This is a genomic window from Paenibacillus sp. MER 180 (assembly GCF_023713665.1).
In the GTDB taxonomy this organism is placed as follows: domain Bacteria; phylum Bacillota; class Bacilli; order Paenibacillales; family Paenibacillaceae; genus Paenibacillus_B; species Paenibacillus_B suaedae.
In genome coordinates this window covers 431,617-448,756 of record NZ_JAMAVT010000002.1, presented here as the reverse complement: position 1 = coordinate 448,756, position 17,140 = coordinate 431,617, and the positions used below count along the sequence as shown (strand labels likewise).

At 48.1% G+C, this 17,140-nt stretch carries 15 protein-coding genes; 3 read left to right on the top strand and 12 right to left on the bottom strand.

Annotated elements, in window-relative coordinates:
• Nucleotides 1–12: 12 nt before the first annotated feature.
• From M3661_RS04700 to acsA, 4 genes are all read right to left on the bottom strand, one after another.
• On the bottom strand, nt 13–867 hold the full coding sequence (locus M3661_RS04700; protein WP_397376492.1) for a carbohydrate ABC transporter permease: 855 nt from the start codon (nt 865–867) through the stop codon (nt 13–15).
• A gap of 40 nt (nt 868–907) precedes the next feature.
• On the bottom strand, nt 908–1,855 hold the full coding sequence (locus tag M3661_RS04695; RefSeq protein ID WP_251482758.1) for a carbohydrate ABC transporter permease: 948 nt from the start codon (nt 1,853–1,855) through the stop codon (nt 908–910).
• Nucleotides 1,856–1,965: 110 nt separating this feature from the next.
• Nucleotides 1,966–3,363, bottom strand: a complete 1,398-nt coding sequence (locus tag M3661_RS04690) for an extracellular solute-binding protein (RefSeq protein ID WP_083189027.1) — start codon at nt 3,361–3,363, stop codon at nt 1,966–1,968.
• A gap of 228 nt (nt 3,364–3,591) precedes the next feature.
• Nucleotides 3,592–5,316 carry an acetate--CoA ligase gene (acsA, locus tag M3661_RS04685; protein WP_065290261.1) on the bottom strand — a complete coding sequence of 575 codons (1,725 nt, stop codon included), beginning with the start codon at nt 5,314–5,316 and terminating at the stop codon, nt 3,592–3,594.
• A 252-nt stretch (nt 5,317–5,568) separates the two neighbouring features.
• Between acsA and M3661_RS04680 the strand changes: the two genes are divergently transcribed.
• Both M3661_RS04680 and M3661_RS04675 read left to right on the top strand, forming a co-directional pair.
• Nucleotides 5,569–6,207: a GNAT family N-acetyltransferase gene (locus tag M3661_RS04680; protein WP_021262588.1), complete on the top strand. Its 639-nt coding sequence runs from the start codon at nt 5,569–5,571 to the stop codon at nt 6,205–6,207.
• 24 nt (nt 6,208–6,231) lie between these two features.
• A complete protein-coding gene (locus tag M3661_RS04675) occupies nt 6,232–7,419 on the top strand; it encodes an acetoin utilization protein AcuC (protein WP_065290259.1) in 1,188 nt (395 codons plus the stop codon).
• An 82-nt stretch (nt 7,420–7,501) separates the two neighbouring features.
• Here the strand turns inward: M3661_RS04675 and M3661_RS04670 are convergent, their stop codons facing one another.
• The 4 genes from M3661_RS04670 to M3661_RS04655 form a co-directional block, all read right to left on the bottom strand.
• Nucleotides 7,502–8,221, bottom strand: a complete 720-nt coding sequence (locus M3661_RS04670) for a 5'-methylthioadenosine/adenosylhomocysteine nucleosidase (RefSeq protein WP_065290258.1) — start codon at nt 8,219–8,221, stop codon at nt 7,502–7,504.
• Nucleotides 8,222–8,341: 120 nt separating this feature from the next.
• On the bottom strand, nt 8,342–9,346 hold the full coding sequence (ccpA, locus tag M3661_RS04665; RefSeq protein WP_021256693.1) for a catabolite control protein A: 1,005 nt from the start codon (nt 9,344–9,346) through the stop codon (nt 8,342–8,344).
• Between the two features lie 123 nt (nt 9,347–9,469).
• Nucleotides 9,470–9,805: a bacillithiol system redox-active protein YtxJ gene (gene ytxJ / locus M3661_RS04660; protein ID WP_065290257.1), complete on the bottom strand. Its 336-nt coding sequence runs from the start codon at nt 9,803–9,805 to the stop codon at nt 9,470–9,472.
• 87 nt (nt 9,806–9,892) lie between these two features.
• A complete protein-coding gene (locus M3661_RS04655; RefSeq protein WP_251482658.1) occupies nt 9,893–10,354 on the bottom strand; it encodes a hypothetical protein in 462 nt (153 codons plus the stop codon).
• A 447-nt stretch (nt 10,355–10,801) separates the two neighbouring features.
• On the opposite strand from M3661_RS04655, the gene M3661_RS04650 reads away from it, so the two are divergent.
• Nucleotides 10,802–11,326: a type 1 glutamine amidotransferase domain-containing protein gene (locus tag M3661_RS04650; protein ID WP_251482648.1), complete on the top strand. Its 525-nt coding sequence runs from the start codon at nt 10,802–10,804 to the stop codon at nt 11,324–11,326.
• Nucleotides 11,327–11,422: 96 nt separating this feature from the next.
• Here the strand turns inward: M3661_RS04650 and ptsP are convergent, their stop codons facing one another.
• The 4 genes from ptsP to aroA form a co-directional block, all read right to left on the bottom strand.
• On the bottom strand, nt 11,423–13,141 hold the full coding sequence (gene ptsP / locus M3661_RS04645) for a phosphoenolpyruvate--protein phosphotransferase (protein ID WP_065290254.1): 1,719 nt from the start codon (nt 13,139–13,141) through the stop codon (nt 11,423–11,425).
• A complete protein-coding gene (locus M3661_RS04640) occupies nt 13,138–15,018 on the bottom strand; it encodes a glucose PTS transporter subunit IIA (RefSeq protein WP_251482646.1) in 1,881 nt (626 codons plus the stop codon). The genes ptsP and M3661_RS04640 overlap by 4 nt, the downstream gene beginning before the upstream one ends.
• Nucleotides 15,019–15,185: 167 nt before the next feature.
• A complete protein-coding gene (locus M3661_RS04635; protein WP_251482644.1) occupies nt 15,186–15,629 on the bottom strand; it encodes a CoA-binding protein in 444 nt (147 codons plus the stop codon).
• Nucleotides 15,630–15,762: 133 nt separating this feature from the next.
• Nucleotides 15,763–17,070 carry a 3-phosphoshikimate 1-carboxyvinyltransferase gene (aroA, locus tag M3661_RS04630; RefSeq protein WP_251482641.1) on the bottom strand — a complete coding sequence of 436 codons (1,308 nt, stop codon included), beginning with the start codon at nt 17,068–17,070 and terminating at the stop codon, nt 15,763–15,765.
• Nucleotides 17,071–17,140: the final 70 nt, after the last annotated feature.

Below are 17,140 nucleotides of genomic sequence, written 5' to 3'. Positions count from 1 at the left end.
TAGGATGCTGCATTATTTTATCGCTCCGGCCATCATGCCGCTTGTAATCTGCTTCTGGAAGATCATATATAAAACCAGCACAGGGATGATTGAGAGCAGCAATCCCGCGAATAACGGCCCCCATTCTGTCCGATACTGCATCTCTGCCTGCATGATTGCGATGCCGACAGGAATTGTATACTTCTCAGGATCGTTCACCAGCACTGTACCAATAATATATTCGTTCCAAATGTTCAACACGTTCATCATGCCGACAGAGATGAGTCCAGGCTTTGCAAGTGGAAGCATAATACGGAAGAAGACCCCATAATGCGAGCTTCCATCGATGGAAGCTGCCTCATCCAATTCCTTAGGCATTGAACGGAAAAATCCCACGAGTACAAATACACCAAAAGGCAAATTAGTCACCGTATAAACAAGAATCAGTCCAAGGAGAGAATTATCTAGATGCAGATTGGAAAGTAGAAAAAACAGCGGTATCAATCCAAGAATAAGAGGAATCATCATACTGGACAAATATAGATTATACAGTGCTATGCTGCCGCGAAACGGAAATCTAGCGATAATATATGATGTCGTTGAAGAAAGCAGTAAAGCCAACACTGTGCTTACAACCGTAACAATTAACGAGTTCATGAAGTACGTTCCTAGGTGATAGTTGTTCCATACTGTTGTAAAATTAGCCCATTCAAACGGCCACTCCGGCAAGCTCCATGGCGCATTTAGCAGGAACTGCTGATTCGTCTTGAACGAGCCAAGGATGGACCACAGCAGCGGATAAATGACGAGTACCGTCCATATCCCTAGTAATGCATACATCAAAGCTCTAACCATCATATAAGAACGCTTACGAGGATATTGCTGCATGGATTCCATAGGCCGCCCTCTCCTTTTCCAGTCGAAATAGTTAAGCCATTTCAATTGCATCTCTGCGCAATAGCCGCTGAAGCGCCAACGTCGTAATGAGCGACAGAATTAGAATAAGTACGCCTATCGCAGAAGCATAGCCGAAATGGAATTGGCGGAATCCCATCTGATACAAGTACGAGCCCATGACCTGTGTCGCATTATCCGGGCCACCTTCGGTCATCATCCATACGATGACAAATGATCCATTTAACGTCGTCATCACAACCCATAAAATCGATACTTTAATTTGTTCCCACGTAAGCGGCATCGTAATGCGCCAGAACTGCTGCCATTCCTGAGCGCCATCGATGCTGGCCGCCTCATATAAATCCTTTGGAATGTTCAAGATTCCTGCGATAACTAGAATCATAACGAATCCTACACCCGCCCATATTGCAGGAGGAAGCAGCATCCACATCGCAAGATTTGAGTCTCCAAGCCATGGCGTCTGAACCTTATCTGCCGTGAAAAATGACAAAAATGAATTCAAGAATCCGATGCTTGGGTTGTATATATAATTCCATAACACTCCAATGACAACGACAGACAGAATATTCGGGATAAAGAACACCGAGCGGAAAAACCCGCTCCCACGGATCCGAAAGCGAGTCATCAGCACCGCGAATAAGACCCCCAGCCCAACAATGCCAACTACTTTCCAGAATACGAAGAAATAGTCATTCAGAATAGCCTTCCCGATAATCGGATCATTCGCTAATTCGCGATAATTATCAATACCGATTAGGTTCTTCGTCTCCGATCCTCCCGACCAATCTGTGAAGCTGAAATATAGCCCGTGAAAAATCGGATATATCATAAATAAACAGAAAAATAACAACGTAGGTACGGTAAATACGAACATGAAGATCTGGCGCTTACGCTTCCATGAAAGGCCGACCCGTCCGCTCACATCCCCCTTAACAGGAGTCTTTTGTGCAGGCACCATCTTGTTCAACCAGCCCCCTCCTTATCGCTCTCCATTCATCAATTTGTCGATGCGGATTAGGATGCATACGTCTGTTCACGCATGCATCCCTCTCTTAACCGCTGTACACTTTACTTCCTTGCCTTCGCAGCAGCCTTCTCCATACGCTCCATCCATTCATCTGGAGTAATGCTGCCCATCATAAGCGCGAGTGTGGAGTCTGATCGCACCTTATCCACATCCGCATTCAATTCAATGTAAGGGGCGACAATGGTATTGTCTGAGCTATAAAATTTCATAGCTGTCTTGGATAGCCCACTCGCATTGGATTTTTCCAAATCCGCTTTCAAGTTGCCCAGTGCGCCTGTCTCTTCCGCCCATGTAATGGCGGATTGCTTCGTGAACAAAAATTCAAGGAATGCTTTAGCGGCTGCTGGATTTTTCGCCTTCTTCGCTATGCCAACCGTAGCCGTAAATGGAATGGCTACAAATTTTCCGCCCGGCTTTTGAGTAATAGATGGAATGAAACCGAATTCAAAACCTTGCGGAACATCTTTCTTCATTTCATTTTCGAGCCAGAGTCCATTCGGGATAAACGCATTTTTATGTTGCAAGAATAGCATTTGTGAATCGATATGGTTAATTGGGGCTGAAGCAGGATCAATGAGACCTGCATCACGCATTTGCACCATTTGCTCCAATGCCTTCTTCACAGGCTCGCTCTTGAATACGCCTTCCTTCAAAGCGAACATGTCCAGCAGAATCGAAGTATCGTTGTTGTTGTTCACGACGAATGCGGAATCCATCACACCACTTTGGAAATAGTATGGATACTTGCCTGTAAATATAAATGGTGCGTTGACCTTGCCAGACTCCTTGATTTTCTTCGCTTCGCTCATAAAAGTGTCGAAATCCTTCGGTTCCGCCCAGCCATTGTCTGCAAAGAATTTCTTATCGTAGAAAATTCCCCAGGAACCGAAAACAAATGGAATCGTATACGTTTTGCCGCTGTAATCGATTGGCTTCAGCAGCAGCTCATCTGAAATCTTGTTGCCGTCTGCGTTCTTGGCCTCTTTAAAGTAATCAGTCAAATCCATCAGTTGATCATCTTGCACCATTTGGGTTGCATTTGAGCCCGCACCGTCAATGTAGACGAAGTCAGGAGGATTGCCTTGAATCCAGCGTGGCTTCATCTGATCATTGATTTTCGGGCCTGCTGACTCTTTCACATTTACATTTGGGTACTTCTTCTGAAACTCAGCGATAATCTTCTTCCAGCCCTGATCCCCATATCCGCCGACGAAATACTGAATTTCAAAATCACCGGACACCTCACCGCCAGATGAATCTGTCTTGCCAGCATCGCTGTTGTTGTTTTGTGCTTGCTCCGTTGTCTTTCCACTGCTGCCGTTATTCGATTCCCCATTCTTCTGACTGCCCGAGCTGCAACCTGCTGCCGTCATTAAGACAAGTGCACTAATGATAAGCAGCAGTAAGGACCTGCCCCACTTGTGATGCATTCCGTTCATGGATATACCCCTCTCCGTCAACATGGATTGAATTCGCGATAACGGTGCAACGACAAAAAAAGGCATACGTTAAGAAGGCAGTCACATAGCGACTGAACTTCCATAACGAATGCCCTTGCGGTAACATGTTATGTCCATTCTATTGTACTTGTCGTTTCGCGTTGCAGATTCGCTTCGCTATTGGGATAATATCCCACGATTATGGATTTGTCAACAAGATTTCAGGGATTAGTCCTCGATCGTTGATAAATCACCTGTTGGCAGGTTCAGTTCCCAAGCCTTAAGCACACGCCGCATAATCTTGCCTGAGCGTGTCTTCGGCAATTTATCCTTGAACTCAATCTCGCGAGGAGACGCATGTGCAGACAATCCTTCCTTAACGAACCGCGCTATATCCGCCTTCAATTCGTCTGACGGCGTATAGCCTTCCCGCAAAGAAATGAAAGCCTTTATAATCTCACCGCGCATTGGATCAGGCTTGCCGATAACACCTGCTTCAGCAACTGCCGGATGCTCTACCAGCTTGCTCTCTACCTCGAAAGGCCCAACGCGCTCACCTGAAGTATTAATGACATCGTCAATACGGCCTTGGAACCAGAAGTAGCCCTCATCATCCATATAGGCAGAATCACCTGACACATACCAACCAGTCAGACGGAAGTATTCCTCATACTTGGCAGGGTTGTTCCACACCTTGCGCATCATCGAAGGCCACGGCGTACGAATTGCCAAGTTCCCCATACGGAACGGAGGCAGCACGTTGCCTTGATCATCAATAATTGCGGCTTCTATACCTGGAACAGGGCGGCCCATGGAACCAGGCTTAATGGCCATTGCTGGGTAATTGCAAATCAGCTGCCCGCCTGTCTCTGTCATCCACCAAGTATCATGAATCCGATGATTGTATACTTTCATTCCCCAGCGAACAACTTCTGGATTAAGTGGTTCACCGACGGACAAGACGTGGCGCAAGCTCGATAAATTAAAGTTCGCAATCACGTCATCTCCAGCACCCATCAACATGCGGAATGCAGTCGGAGCGCTGTACCATACCGATACCTTATATTTCTCAATCGTCGCATACCAGTCTTGTGGACTGAAGCGTCCGCCGCGAATAACGTTCGTAGCCCCATGCAGCCATGGTGCGAAAATTCCATACGAAGTCCCCGTTACCCAGCCCGGATCTGCCGTACACCAATATACGTCGTCTTCTTTCAAATCTAGTACAACATTGCCAGTATGATAATGTTGCAACATAGCATTGTGAACATGGAATACACCCTTTGGCTTCCCTGTCGAACCAGATGTATAGTGAATAAGGAGTCCATCCTCGCGCTGCAGCCATTCGATTTCAGCTTCCTCGGAAGCTGTAGACATTTCTGCATGAAAATCCACTATACCTTCTTCTTGTTCTACGCCCTCGCCAACAAGAACGATATTCTTCAATGCTGGCAGCTCGGAGCGAGGAACACGATGAACGAGCGATGGCGTCGTCACGATCGCAACCGCCCCGCTGTCCTCCAGACGATCCCGAACCGCTGTCTCCATAAATGCTTCGAACAGCGGACCTACGACCGCACCGACCTTCAATGAGCCCAGCAAGCTGACGTACAATTCAGGTGTACGCGGCATGAAGATGAAGATACGATCTCCCTTCTGAATGCCAAGCTTGCGCAGCACGTTCGCGAACTGATTCGTCTTACGGCTCAAGTCAGCAAACGTATACGACTCATCACGCGCAGCATCGCTATAATAGAGCGCTACCTTATCACCACGACCGTTCGCAACATGCCGATCAATCGCTTCATAAGCCATATTCACTTTACCTGTCTCATACCATGAAAATTGCTTCTCTACGTCTTCCCATTTGAAATCGGCCGACCATTGTTCATAGTTACTCATGTTCGGATTGCTTGCTATAGCAGCAATAATTTCTCCCTGCACGTTACCCATATTGTTCCATCCTCCTATGTCTTTCTCATTCTTTATTCATGCTTCACTATTCACGCCTAAGCGCAATAAATCGCTTTCATGAAGAACTGTACTAAAGGACGATGATGCAGTTCGTGGTGTCAAGGGAAAAAATCATGAACTTTAAGGCAAAATCATTATAGCATACGTTTTCTTTTTCGCCTATTCTTTTCCTTTTCAAATCAACCTTTTTTTGCTATAACGGAATGGAAGAGACGAAAGGAGCTGCTCGGTGTGGAACATCCGAAGAGATACTACGCTCATGTTATTCCTCATACGGAACGAGAACGAGTTGTCGTCGTCGAAGGCCCCGTACGTTCCGATATTCTTCGCACCTTGACTATGCACACCGATCTGAAGGCATTCCGCAGGCCAGCAGAACAGCAACAAGCACTTATCGAGATTGCGGATTTGCCGGAAGGACGCATTATTATTGCTAGAGAAGGCTCTACCATCGTCGGATATGTCACCTTCCATTACCCCGATGAACTAGAGCGCTGGTCAGACGGAGGAATGGATGATCTCATTGAGCTTGGCGCCATCGAGGTAGCCAAGGATTATCGCTCGCTGGGCCTTGGCAGAAGCATGGTATCGACGGCTTTTGAAGATGAACAGATGGAGCGCTATATTGTATTTACGACTGAATACTATTGGCATTGGGATTTAGACGGCACTCGGATGAACGTATGGGACTATCGTAAGATGATGGAGAAATTGATGGAATCCGTAGGCATGATCTGGTATGCAACGGATGATCCTGAAATTTGTTCCCACCCTGCCAACTGCCTTATGGTCCGCATCGGCAAGGACGTCCCGTTAGCGTCAGAAGAGCAATTCGATCGCGTCCGATTCCGCCAGCGGTTCATGTACTAGTATTGTAGGAGAGGGAGGTTGGACATGTCAGGTAAGGCCCTATACTTCATGCATGAGGAAGCCCTCCGTTATCGATTTAATGCGGATCACCCATTCGATCAGCAGCGGCTTGCCATGACGCATGACCTGCTAGAGTACGCCGAAGCAATAGATGAAGGCGCTGTCATTCGCCTTCAGACGCAAGCCTCTGATACCGAACGCTGGCTGCCCCTCATTCATCGCGCTGACTATATCGACGCAGTGAAGCATCTCAGCGATCCAAATCCATCAACCGAATGGGTCGCCCGTGCTGCACAATACGGTCTGCATACCGAGGATACCCCTTACTTCACAGGGATGCATACAGCGGCATGTGCGATAGTTGCCGGCTCCATCGCTGCATGCGAGGCAGTCATGTCAGGAAAATCACAGCATGCCCTGCATTTAGGCGGCGGCCTTCATCATGCGTTCGGCGATAAGGGAGCGGGCTTCTGCGTCTATAATGATGCAGCTGTTGCGATTGCATGGCTGCAGCAAACGTACCAAGCACGTGTCCTCTATGTGGATACCGATGTCCATCACGGGGATGGCGTTCAATGGTGCTTCTATACGAACCCGGATGTGTTCACTTATTCCATCCACGAGACAGGGAAGTTTCTGTTCCCTGGCACCGGATTCGTTCATGAACGTGGCGGTGGCGAAGGGTTCGGCGCGTGTGTCAATGTTCCGCTGGAGCCGTATACGGAGGATGAATCTTGGCTGGAATGCTTCACTGAAACCGTGCAAAGTGCGGCAGCGGCATTCAAGCCAGACATTATTATCAGCCAGCATGGCTGTGATGCTCATGCACTCGATCCATTATCTCATATGCACTGCAGTACCCGTATCTACAGTGAAATGCCGCGTATCATTCATCGGCTTGCTCATCAATACTGCGATGGCAAGTGGGTTGCCGTTGGCGGCGGCGGCTATGACATCTGGCGTGTCGTACCGCGGGCTTGGAGCATGCTATGGCTGGAGATGAGTGAGCATCCACTGGCTCATTCGTTACAGAACCACCCCCAGCAGCCATTGCCCCAGCAGTGGTTAGCGAAGTGGTCGATGCAATCGCCTGTGCCTCTCCCGCATACCTGGCACGATGATGCCACAGAGTGGGCGCCAATGCCGAGGCGCAGCATTATCGAAGATCGTAATGCACGTGCCAAAGAGCTCGCACTTGAATATATCCGATAGAACGAGCAGCGGCGCAGGCAGGTCCGATGTATGGGACTGCTTGCGCCGCTCTATTTATCTGTTGGAGGCTATGATTTCGCAATTAGACCGTGAGTCCTTGCAGCATGCTGTCTACAATTTGATGGGAACGATGCGACGCTTCCACCGTGAATTCAGCAAAGTTCACATGAGCAGAGCCGTCTGCCTTATCCGACATTGAGCGGATAACAACGAACGGAATCTGATTAATGAAGCATGCTTGCGCTACAGCAGCCCCCTCCATCTCTGTGCAAGCCGATCCGGCAAACGTCTCATGCAGTTGACGCACTTTGTCCCGATCTGCAACAAATTGATCGCCTGATAGCACGACACCTTTGCGATAACGGCCTGGAACAAGCTGTTCACACGCGCGTTCTGCCAGTTCAATAAGACCCGTATCCGCCATAAACTGCGAAGTCTCTTGAAATGGAATGATCCCTGGAGCAAAGCCTAACGCTGTGACATCCATATCGTGATGCATGCACGATGTCGAGATGACAATATCACCAATGTTCAGCTCTGGATGAACCGCACCTGCTACACCCGTGAATATCACCTTCGATACATGGAAGCGGTCAATGAGCACCTGCGTGGTGACAGCAGCATTCACCTTGCCGACTCCAGACTTGCAGATCACGATATGCTTGCCGTGAAGTGAGCCTTTGTAATAACGCAATCCCGCTACATCTACTTGCTCTACAGGCTGAGCTGCCTGAAGCAGCAATTCGATTTCCTCATCCATCGCCCCAATTATACCAATAACCGCTTCATGCGCATTTGTCATCGAGACCTACCTCCTGTATGTATATCATCTTCATAATCATACAAAAGGCCCCAATACATGGGGCCTTGCGTATATACCAACATGGTATCTTTATTGATTCACATGCACCAACCGATAACCCTATACTTCACTTACAGACAAACGAAGTATTGTCTCATGCGGCAAAATAACACGTGAATGTTCTACATTTTCCTTCTTCATCAGCTTCGTCAGCAAGCGCATCGCAACCGCACCAATGTCATACATTGGCTGAGCTACTGTTGTCAATTGCGGACGAACCATAGACGCCATACGGATATTATCAACACTGATGACAGAGAAGTCATCTGGCACCTTCAAGCCAGCATCTTGAATGCAGTGGATTGCACCGATAGCCATCTCATCCGTTGCGGCAAAGATTGCCGTCGGACGCTTCTTCAAGCCGAGGAAATACTTCATCGCCTCTACGCCGGACTCATAGCGGTAGTTACCGATTCGAACCAAGTCCTCCTTGTATTCGATGCCCGCGCCTTCCAATGCACGCTTATATCCTTGGAAACGAGCAAACCCGTTCGCAGGATCTTGAAGCGTACCGCTGATCATCGCAATATCGCGATGTCCATGGCGAATAAGCGTATTTACGGCATCAAATGCTGCTGCCTCGTGATCGATATCAACCGATGGGATAATGCCATGCTCATCTGTAGTTGCACAGAGAACAATCGGCACCGAAGCGGTACGGAATGCTTGAACATGATCCTCCGTAACAACTCCGCCCATGAACAACAGTCCGTCCACCTGCTTCTCCAGCAGTGTATTAATAACCCGAATTTCTTTCTCCTTCTTCTTGTCCGCATTGCACAGGATGATATTGTAATGATACATATTGGCAATATCTTCAATACCGCGCGCTACTTCGGCAAAGATAGAATTCGAAATATCAGGAATGACAACCCCAACGGTTGTCGTCTTCTTACTCGCAAGTCCGCGTGCAACTGCATTCGGGCGATAACCTAAACGTTCAATCGCTTCGTATACCTTTTTACGCGTTTGCGGCTTCACGTTCGGGTTGTTATTGACAACCCGGGAAACGGTGGCCATCGAGACGCCCGCTTCTCTTGCTACATCATAAATAGTTACCGTCACGATCCTTCTCTCCAATTAACGATAAATTTGTTGCGACCATTGATATTATGTTAATGATACGCTATTTTCAGAAAATTCGCAATGTCACGAGCAAATCAGCTACCATTTGTCATTATTTACCGTTTATAGCCCAAGGACGCTCTCCAGCTTGTCGTATCGTATCGCATGATGCGATTCATTCCATGCTGGCTCCCCATCCCGCAATACGATGACCTGAGGGGATTCGTGCTGAATGCCGAGCATATCCGCACACGCGAGCGAGACATCACGATTTTCCACAACCAGTATTCGGCCTATAGCAATCCCTTGCGGCTCGAAATCCTCAGCTACCTTCACCATCTCTTCATCCGCATGTGCGCTAATTGGACAGCGTGTGCTGTGCTTGAATAGAATAACTGTCTGCTCCTTCGACCGTTCAATTAGTGATTCCAATGCTTCCATCGTCGTAACTGCTTCCATCGTAGTGCCTCCTATGCTTCAATATATATTGCTGTCATGTATGAGAAGATCATTCATATTCAAAGCAATGATCTATGAAAATGCGCTTTAACTTATTTTAACCCGATATGACTCAAAACTAAAACCGGAAATCTGTTTTAATCTACATTGCAGCTCATCCATCCATAACGTGTCATTGCATGTTCGAGCAAATAAATACAAATCAAGCAATTGATTGACACGCTCTGCAATGCGGCATTCCAATCGAGACAGCATATCATCGCTTTCTTCTTCATCCAGCAAGGATACGATGACACTGGCCAGCTCATTCTGCTCATCAAAGGACACATGCAGAGGAGCTTTCCCAAGTGCAAGTGGATTCTCAGCAATCATATCCATGCGGCTGTGTATGAGAGCGGCTACATCTTTTTTGACAAAAGTAAGCAGTTCCGAACGCCCACAACTCACACAAGTCACCACCGGAACGCGGTGGATATGAATTGTACGCGCATGTACAACGGTACGAACGGTAATATCCATGTAATGATCACAAATGCATCTTGTATACATATCATTCACCCCTGAACATACAAGGTAGTCTTACTATATCTCTAGATGAACCTTATGGCTTCTTGCTGAAAATTTGTGCAGATTTCTGTATTTCGATTTTGGGTTATCCTAATATTCGACTACGCTCCACAATCTCCTTCCATGCGTGGATATGTATTTTTTTACACTTTTAACAGCGGGCAGATTGTCGTTTTTTCTTTTTTTCAATGAGGAATATCACGTTGCCAAGACAAATCAACATGCCCATGTATGCTTTTTGCAGGCAATATGGTTAAATAATAGATGGACAACACGCGATATCCTGTTGTCTATGATCGTAGGTCATAATGGAAAAAGAGACAATGGACATTGTATGGGAAAAATCCCAATTCTCTGAGAGAACTGCAAGAAATAGGAGAGGCTCCGTGAGAAGCTCTGCTATAACCATACGAAGGAGGGACAACATTCATGCGTTTAAGTGGCAAGCGAATTGTTGCATTTGTAGATGAAGAATTTGAAGATTTAGAATTGTGGTATCCGGTACACCGTGTGCGCGAAGAAGGCGCTGAAGTGCATCTGGTAGGGCTAGAGCGCGGCAAGACCTATATCGGCAAATATGGTGTTCCTGCAACATCAGACTATACTTATGCAGAAATTGATACAACTCAATATGATGGCGTACTCGTCCCTGGCGGATGGGCACCGGATAAGATCCGTCGTTACGCTGACGCCCTTCGCATAGTGAAGGAAATGGATGCAGCCGGCAAACCTGTCGGACAAATCTGTCACGCTGGCTGGGTGCTTATCTCTGCAAAAATCTTGAACGGTCGCACAGTGACATCAACACCGGGAATTCGCGACGATATGGAAAATGCAGGCGCCACATGGCTTGACGAAGAAGTTGTCGTAGACGGCAACCTCGTATCTGCACGAAGACCGCCTGACTTGCCTGCCTACGGCAAAGCTTTCTGCGACAAGCTTGCAGAGAAATAAATGGATATCCCGCTTCATGCGAAAAAGGCATGCCTTAGTTTCGGTACTAAGGCATGCCTTTTTGTATATGGTATTTCTCCTTGAAAGGATCTCCTATTAACGCTGTTCAATCACCATCTCAATCTCTTCTTTCGTTCCGGACTCGAACACACTATCTGCAATACGCTTGCACTGCTCCACCGTCGAACGGCGAACTGCCGCCTTCACGCGTGGAATGGAGCGTGAGGACATACTTAGTTTATTCACGCCAAGTGCAAGCCAAATCGGAACCGCCCGCGGATCCCCTGCCATTTCACCGCATACACCGACCATAATGCCTGCCTGCTTCGCCGCCTGAACCGTATAACGAATCAAGCGCAGCACCGCTGGATGGAAAGGATCATACATATGGGCAATCTGCTCGTTCATCCGATCCACGGCTAGTGTATACTGAACCAAGTCATTCGTTCCGATACTGAAGAAGTCAACTTCCTTCGCCAGCTGATCGGCAATCATCGCAGCGGCAGGAACCTCAATCATAATGCCTACCGGCAGCCCTTCATTGAATGGAAGTCCTTCTTCCCGCAGCTCTGCCTTGGCCTGTTCCAATATGGACTTAGCCGCTTGCACCTCATTCACCGATGTAATCATCGGGAACATGACCATAATCGGGCCGTGTGCGCTTGCCCGCAAGATCGCCCGCAGCTGCGTCTTGAACAGATCCTGCCGATCGAGACAAATGCGAATCGCCCGATACCCAAGGAATGGATTATCCTCTTCCGGCAGATTCAAATAATCCATTGGTTTGTCTCCGCCTACATCCAATGTGCGGATAATCACCGAATTATCCTTACAATGCTCTGCCGCCTCCAGATATACCGTAAACTGCTCCGCTTCTGAAGGCGGATATGAACGATCCATGTACATGAACTCGGTACGGAAGAGACCAACCCCCTCCGCTCCATTCTGATCGGCAATATTCAGCTCACGTGTGGAGCTGATATTCGCCCCCAGCTGAACAACGAAGTCATCGAGTGTGACAGCTGGCAGGGATACAATCTTCTGCAGCTCGTCTGCTTCCTGTACATAGGCATCACGCCGCGCTTCATAGCAAGTGATCACATCTTGCGGCGGAGCAATATGTACGATGCCATATTCCCCATCGACAATGACGGTATCCCCGGTCTGAATCGGCTTCGCAACTTTCCCTTCCAGTCCAAGCACAAGCGGAATGCCCAGCGCTCTAGCCATAATGGCCGAATGCGAGGTTTTCCCGCCTTGAAGCATCACAATGCCAAGCACATTCTTCGGATTTAAATGAACCAACTGTGACGGAGACAGCTCCTTCGCAACAAGAATATACGGCTGTGTGTCCGTCGGAAGTGTAATTTCCGGTGCACCCAGCAAATGCTTGAGCAGTCGGTTGCCGACATCCTTGATATCCAGCGCCCGCTCCTTCATATATTCATCATCGAGCAGATCGAACATCGTTACGAAATGATCGATCGCTTCCTTGACCGCAACCTCGGCAGCTTTATACTGCCGCTGAATGATCCCTTGAATCTCATTCATGAAGATCGGATCTTCCAGAATGGCCAGGTGCGCATCAAAGATGCTGGATTCTTCACTGCCAACCATTTCTTTAATTTCACTCTTAATAAATTCTATCTCATGCTTCGAGGAGCGGATTCCGTCATACAATCGTTCGAATTCACGCGCTAAGTCGGCTGGATCCATCTTTTCCTCAGGAACATCCCACTCCCAAGTCGGCAATACGAATGCCTTGCCTATGGCAATGCCTGCGGATGCACCGATACCTTGGACTTTCTGTGTCATCGGCTTGCACCTCCAACCGCATGTTCATGCATAATGACTGACATGACTGAAGTCTGTCCCTTCCGAACAGGCGCATATGGCGCTATACTCCATGAAGCGACAGTGTCTGAGTTCGTAATCACCATCGGTGTCGCGAGCGATTTGCAGCGCTTCTTCACTTCCGGCAAATCAAATTTAATGAGCAGCTGTCCCGGTTTCACTTCATCACCTTCCTGTACTACTGCTTGAAAACCGGCGCCATTCAATGATGACGTCTCAATTCCAATATGTAACAACACTTCTAACCCTTCCGGCGTTTCAATGCCGATTGCATGCATCGTAGGGTAAATGTGGCGGATGCGTCCGCGCACAGGCGATACAAGCTCTCCCTTATCCGGATAAAAAGCTACGCCATGGCCAACAAGCTTCTTGGCAAATATCGTATCCGGCACTTCCTCGATTGGTATCATCCGCCCCTGTACGGGTGCCACGAACCAGATTTGATTCGGATCACGCTGCAAGCGCTTCGCCATTTCGTCCTTAATCAGCTCCGAGTAGGTTCCAAATACGACTTGAATATGTCCGCCCCCAAGACGAATGACCCCTGCTGCACCGATTACACGAAGCGCGTGACGATCTACCAGCTTATCGTTCTTAACCCTTAATCTCAATCTCGTAATACAAGCCTGCAGATCAATGATGTTATCTTTACCCCCAAGCGCTCGAATAATAAGCGGAACCCTCGGCAGCAGATCTCCTGCCATATCATCAAGCAATGAACCGTCAACTCTGCCTGGTGTCGGAATTTGGAATCGCTGAATGGCAAAGCGGAACACCACATAATAAATGAATCCGAATGCGATTCCGATCGGGATAATCCATAGCGCCTTCGTTGCTTGGTGGAAGTTAATCACATAATCAATCGCTCCTGCTGAGAAGGAGAAGCCGTGTCTCACACCAATCTCAGCGGTCAGCCACATCGCAGCTCCGGTTAACAGCGCATGGATAACGAATAGATACGGCGCTGCGAACAAAAAGGCAAACTCAATCGGCTCCGTAATCCCTGTCAATAATGACACACAGGCAGCCGTAAAATAGGTTTTGCGCACCTTCGGGCGCAAGTCCTCTCGTGATTCATGCACGATGGCCAGTGCGACTGCCGGAAGTGCAAACATCATAATGGGATACATGCCTGCCATATAGATGCCAGCATTCGGATCTCCAGCGAAAAACCGCGGCAAATCTCCAGTGAAGGTCATTCCTTCACTATTCGTATAGGAGCCGATTTGGAACCAGTATACGTTATTAAGCAAATGATGCAATCCAAATGCCACTAACACCCGATGCAGAACCCCGTATAGAAATACCCCGAATCCTCCCATCGCAAGCAGCTCCTGGCCAAGAAACATGACCCCTTGCTGTAAAATCGGCGAGAACAGCTTCATCAGCCAGGAAAGCAGGATTGAAGCCATAATCGTAATCGCAATGACGAATCTCGGGCCGCCAAAAAACTGTAAATATTCTGGCATTTTTATGTTTTTGAACCGTTCATGCAAGAAGCCTGCCATTACCCCAAACAGGATGCCGTTGAGGATCGTTGGCTCGAATGTAGCTTGCCATTGGACGAGCAGCTGCCTGAAAATAAACATACCAAGCAGGGACGATAGTGCAGCTACACCGGCATTATTGGACAGTCCAAGTGCAACCCCGACTGCGAAAATATAAGGAAGAACAGCAAACACCGTCTTCCCTGTCAGTTCAAATAGTACCGCAGTATCCGTCAAACCTGCGCTGTGAAGCAAATTGCCGATTGCTATCGCAAGCGCGGCGGCGGGGAGTGCGATTAGCGGCTGCATGAGCGCACGCGACAATTGCTGCAATCGCCCTAATTGATTCAATGCACATCCTCCCTTCTACCAAGAATGGTAAGGGCATCACGCTTTGTTGTCAAAGCATTTTACAGCCGCGTCCCTCTCTCGTAGCCACTTCTATCTCCTATCACACGAAAAACCGGACACCTTCATCGCAGCAGCAACTAGGAATGCCCGGCTTTCGTCTTTACACTTTATGTGGAAGCAGACTCACCCTTGCCATACGGCAATAAAATCGAGTCCAGTACCTTAATGCACAAATCCATCACGACAGTCATTCCGTGCTCTTCTGCAATGGCAGCCGCCTCTTCACTAACGATCCCCTGCTGCAGCCAAATTGCCCCTGCCTTAACAGCCGCAGCTTCACAAGCAATATCCGCACAGTATTCACTGCGTCGGAACACATTAACAATGTCGATATGATCCGGTACATCACGCAGCGAAGCATAGCATTGTTCTCCAAGGATGCTCTCCGCCTTCGGATTGACCGGAATGATGCGATATCCCTTGCGCTGCATCGCCTCCGCCACCATATAGGACACGCGAGTCGGATCGTCTGACAGTCCGACGACTGCAATGTTTGTGCTGCTTCGCAGTAGCTCCTTGATCGCCTCTTGCGATGGATGCTGATAACTCATCGTAACAACTCCCTTCCACTGGACAGTATACTGCCGGTTTATCAAGCATTGTGTATCATACTTTACATATCATGCTTTACATATTTATGCTTTACATATTTATGCTTTACATGTCAAGCATATATGTAATGCATTAAGCATTCTCTTCGACCCATTCTACTTGCGCTCCCAGCGCACGCAGGTGATCGAAATACTGCGGATACGACTTGGCAACATGGTGAGCATCCTTAATTCGAATCGGCTGCTCTGCACGCAAGCCAACCACCGTCAATGCCATAATAACACGATGATCGTAATGAGCGTTAATTTCTACGCCTCCTGAAACACCTTCAGGGCGTCCATGAACAATAATCTCCGCTTGACGCTCCTCCACATTCGCTCCAGCCTTGCGCAGTTCAGTGAGATAATCGGTGATCCGATCACATTCTTTGTAGCGCAAATTCTCTACATTATAGAAGCGGGATGTACCTTCTGCGAACACCGCAGCAGCCACCATAGCGAGAACTGCATCCGTTGCCACGTCACCATCAATCTCAACGGCCTTCAGCTTGCGATTCCCTTGGACTCGAACGACCGAATGCTCATGCTGCAGTGGTACTTCCATCATGCGGAGCACATCGACAATGGCTCGTTCTCCTTGCTTGCTGTCCTCAGTCAATCCGCGAATGATCACATCAGAATCAACGACAGCCGCTGCAGCAAGAACCGCTGCAGAGCCCGGATAGTCGCCTTGCACCGTATAGGTCTTCGCTTCATATTGTTGGTTGCCGGCAATCTTGAAATACATCAGATCTTCTCTCGCCTCGATCCGAATGCCCGCTTCCGCAAGCACTTCAAGCGTCTGTCCAACGACAACCTTCGATTTCAAATCATCTACTACTTCAATTTCACTGTCTTCCTCCAGCAATGGAGCCAAGAACAACAGCGAGCTTAAATACTGCGAACTCACATTGCCGGATACCTTGATTTTTCCTCCACGTGGTTTCCCACCGCGGATCGTAATCGGAAGTTTGCCTTCCCGATGCTCAATCGCTACGCCCATTTGTTCAAGTGCAGTAATCAAGTCGTCGTGTGGACGCTTCCCTAAGGAATCCGGATACGTATTAACAAACTTCACTTCCTCCAGCAGAGAGGCTGTGCCCATCAAGAAGCGCAATACCGCTCCTGCATTCCCTACATTCAGCTCATGGGAATTACTCAATGTTGGATGCTTACCGAAGCCGGTAATGACAATCTTCTCTTCGTCCTCAACCAGTTGGGCACCCAAATCACGGAGGCAGCGGCGCATCGCATCGCTGTCTTCACTGTGAGCTGGATAATAAATCGTGCTTGTCCCCTCTGCCAATGCAGCTGCAAGAAGGTAACGAGTCGTATAGTTTTTCGAGGATAAGGCCTGAATATCTCCTTGCAGTTTTGGTGTTGATCGAACGATTACGTCCATGCGCTTCCACTCCTTTATCTTTCAACGTATAATAACTCTTATCTCGAATGAATTCCAGATAAGAAAGGAT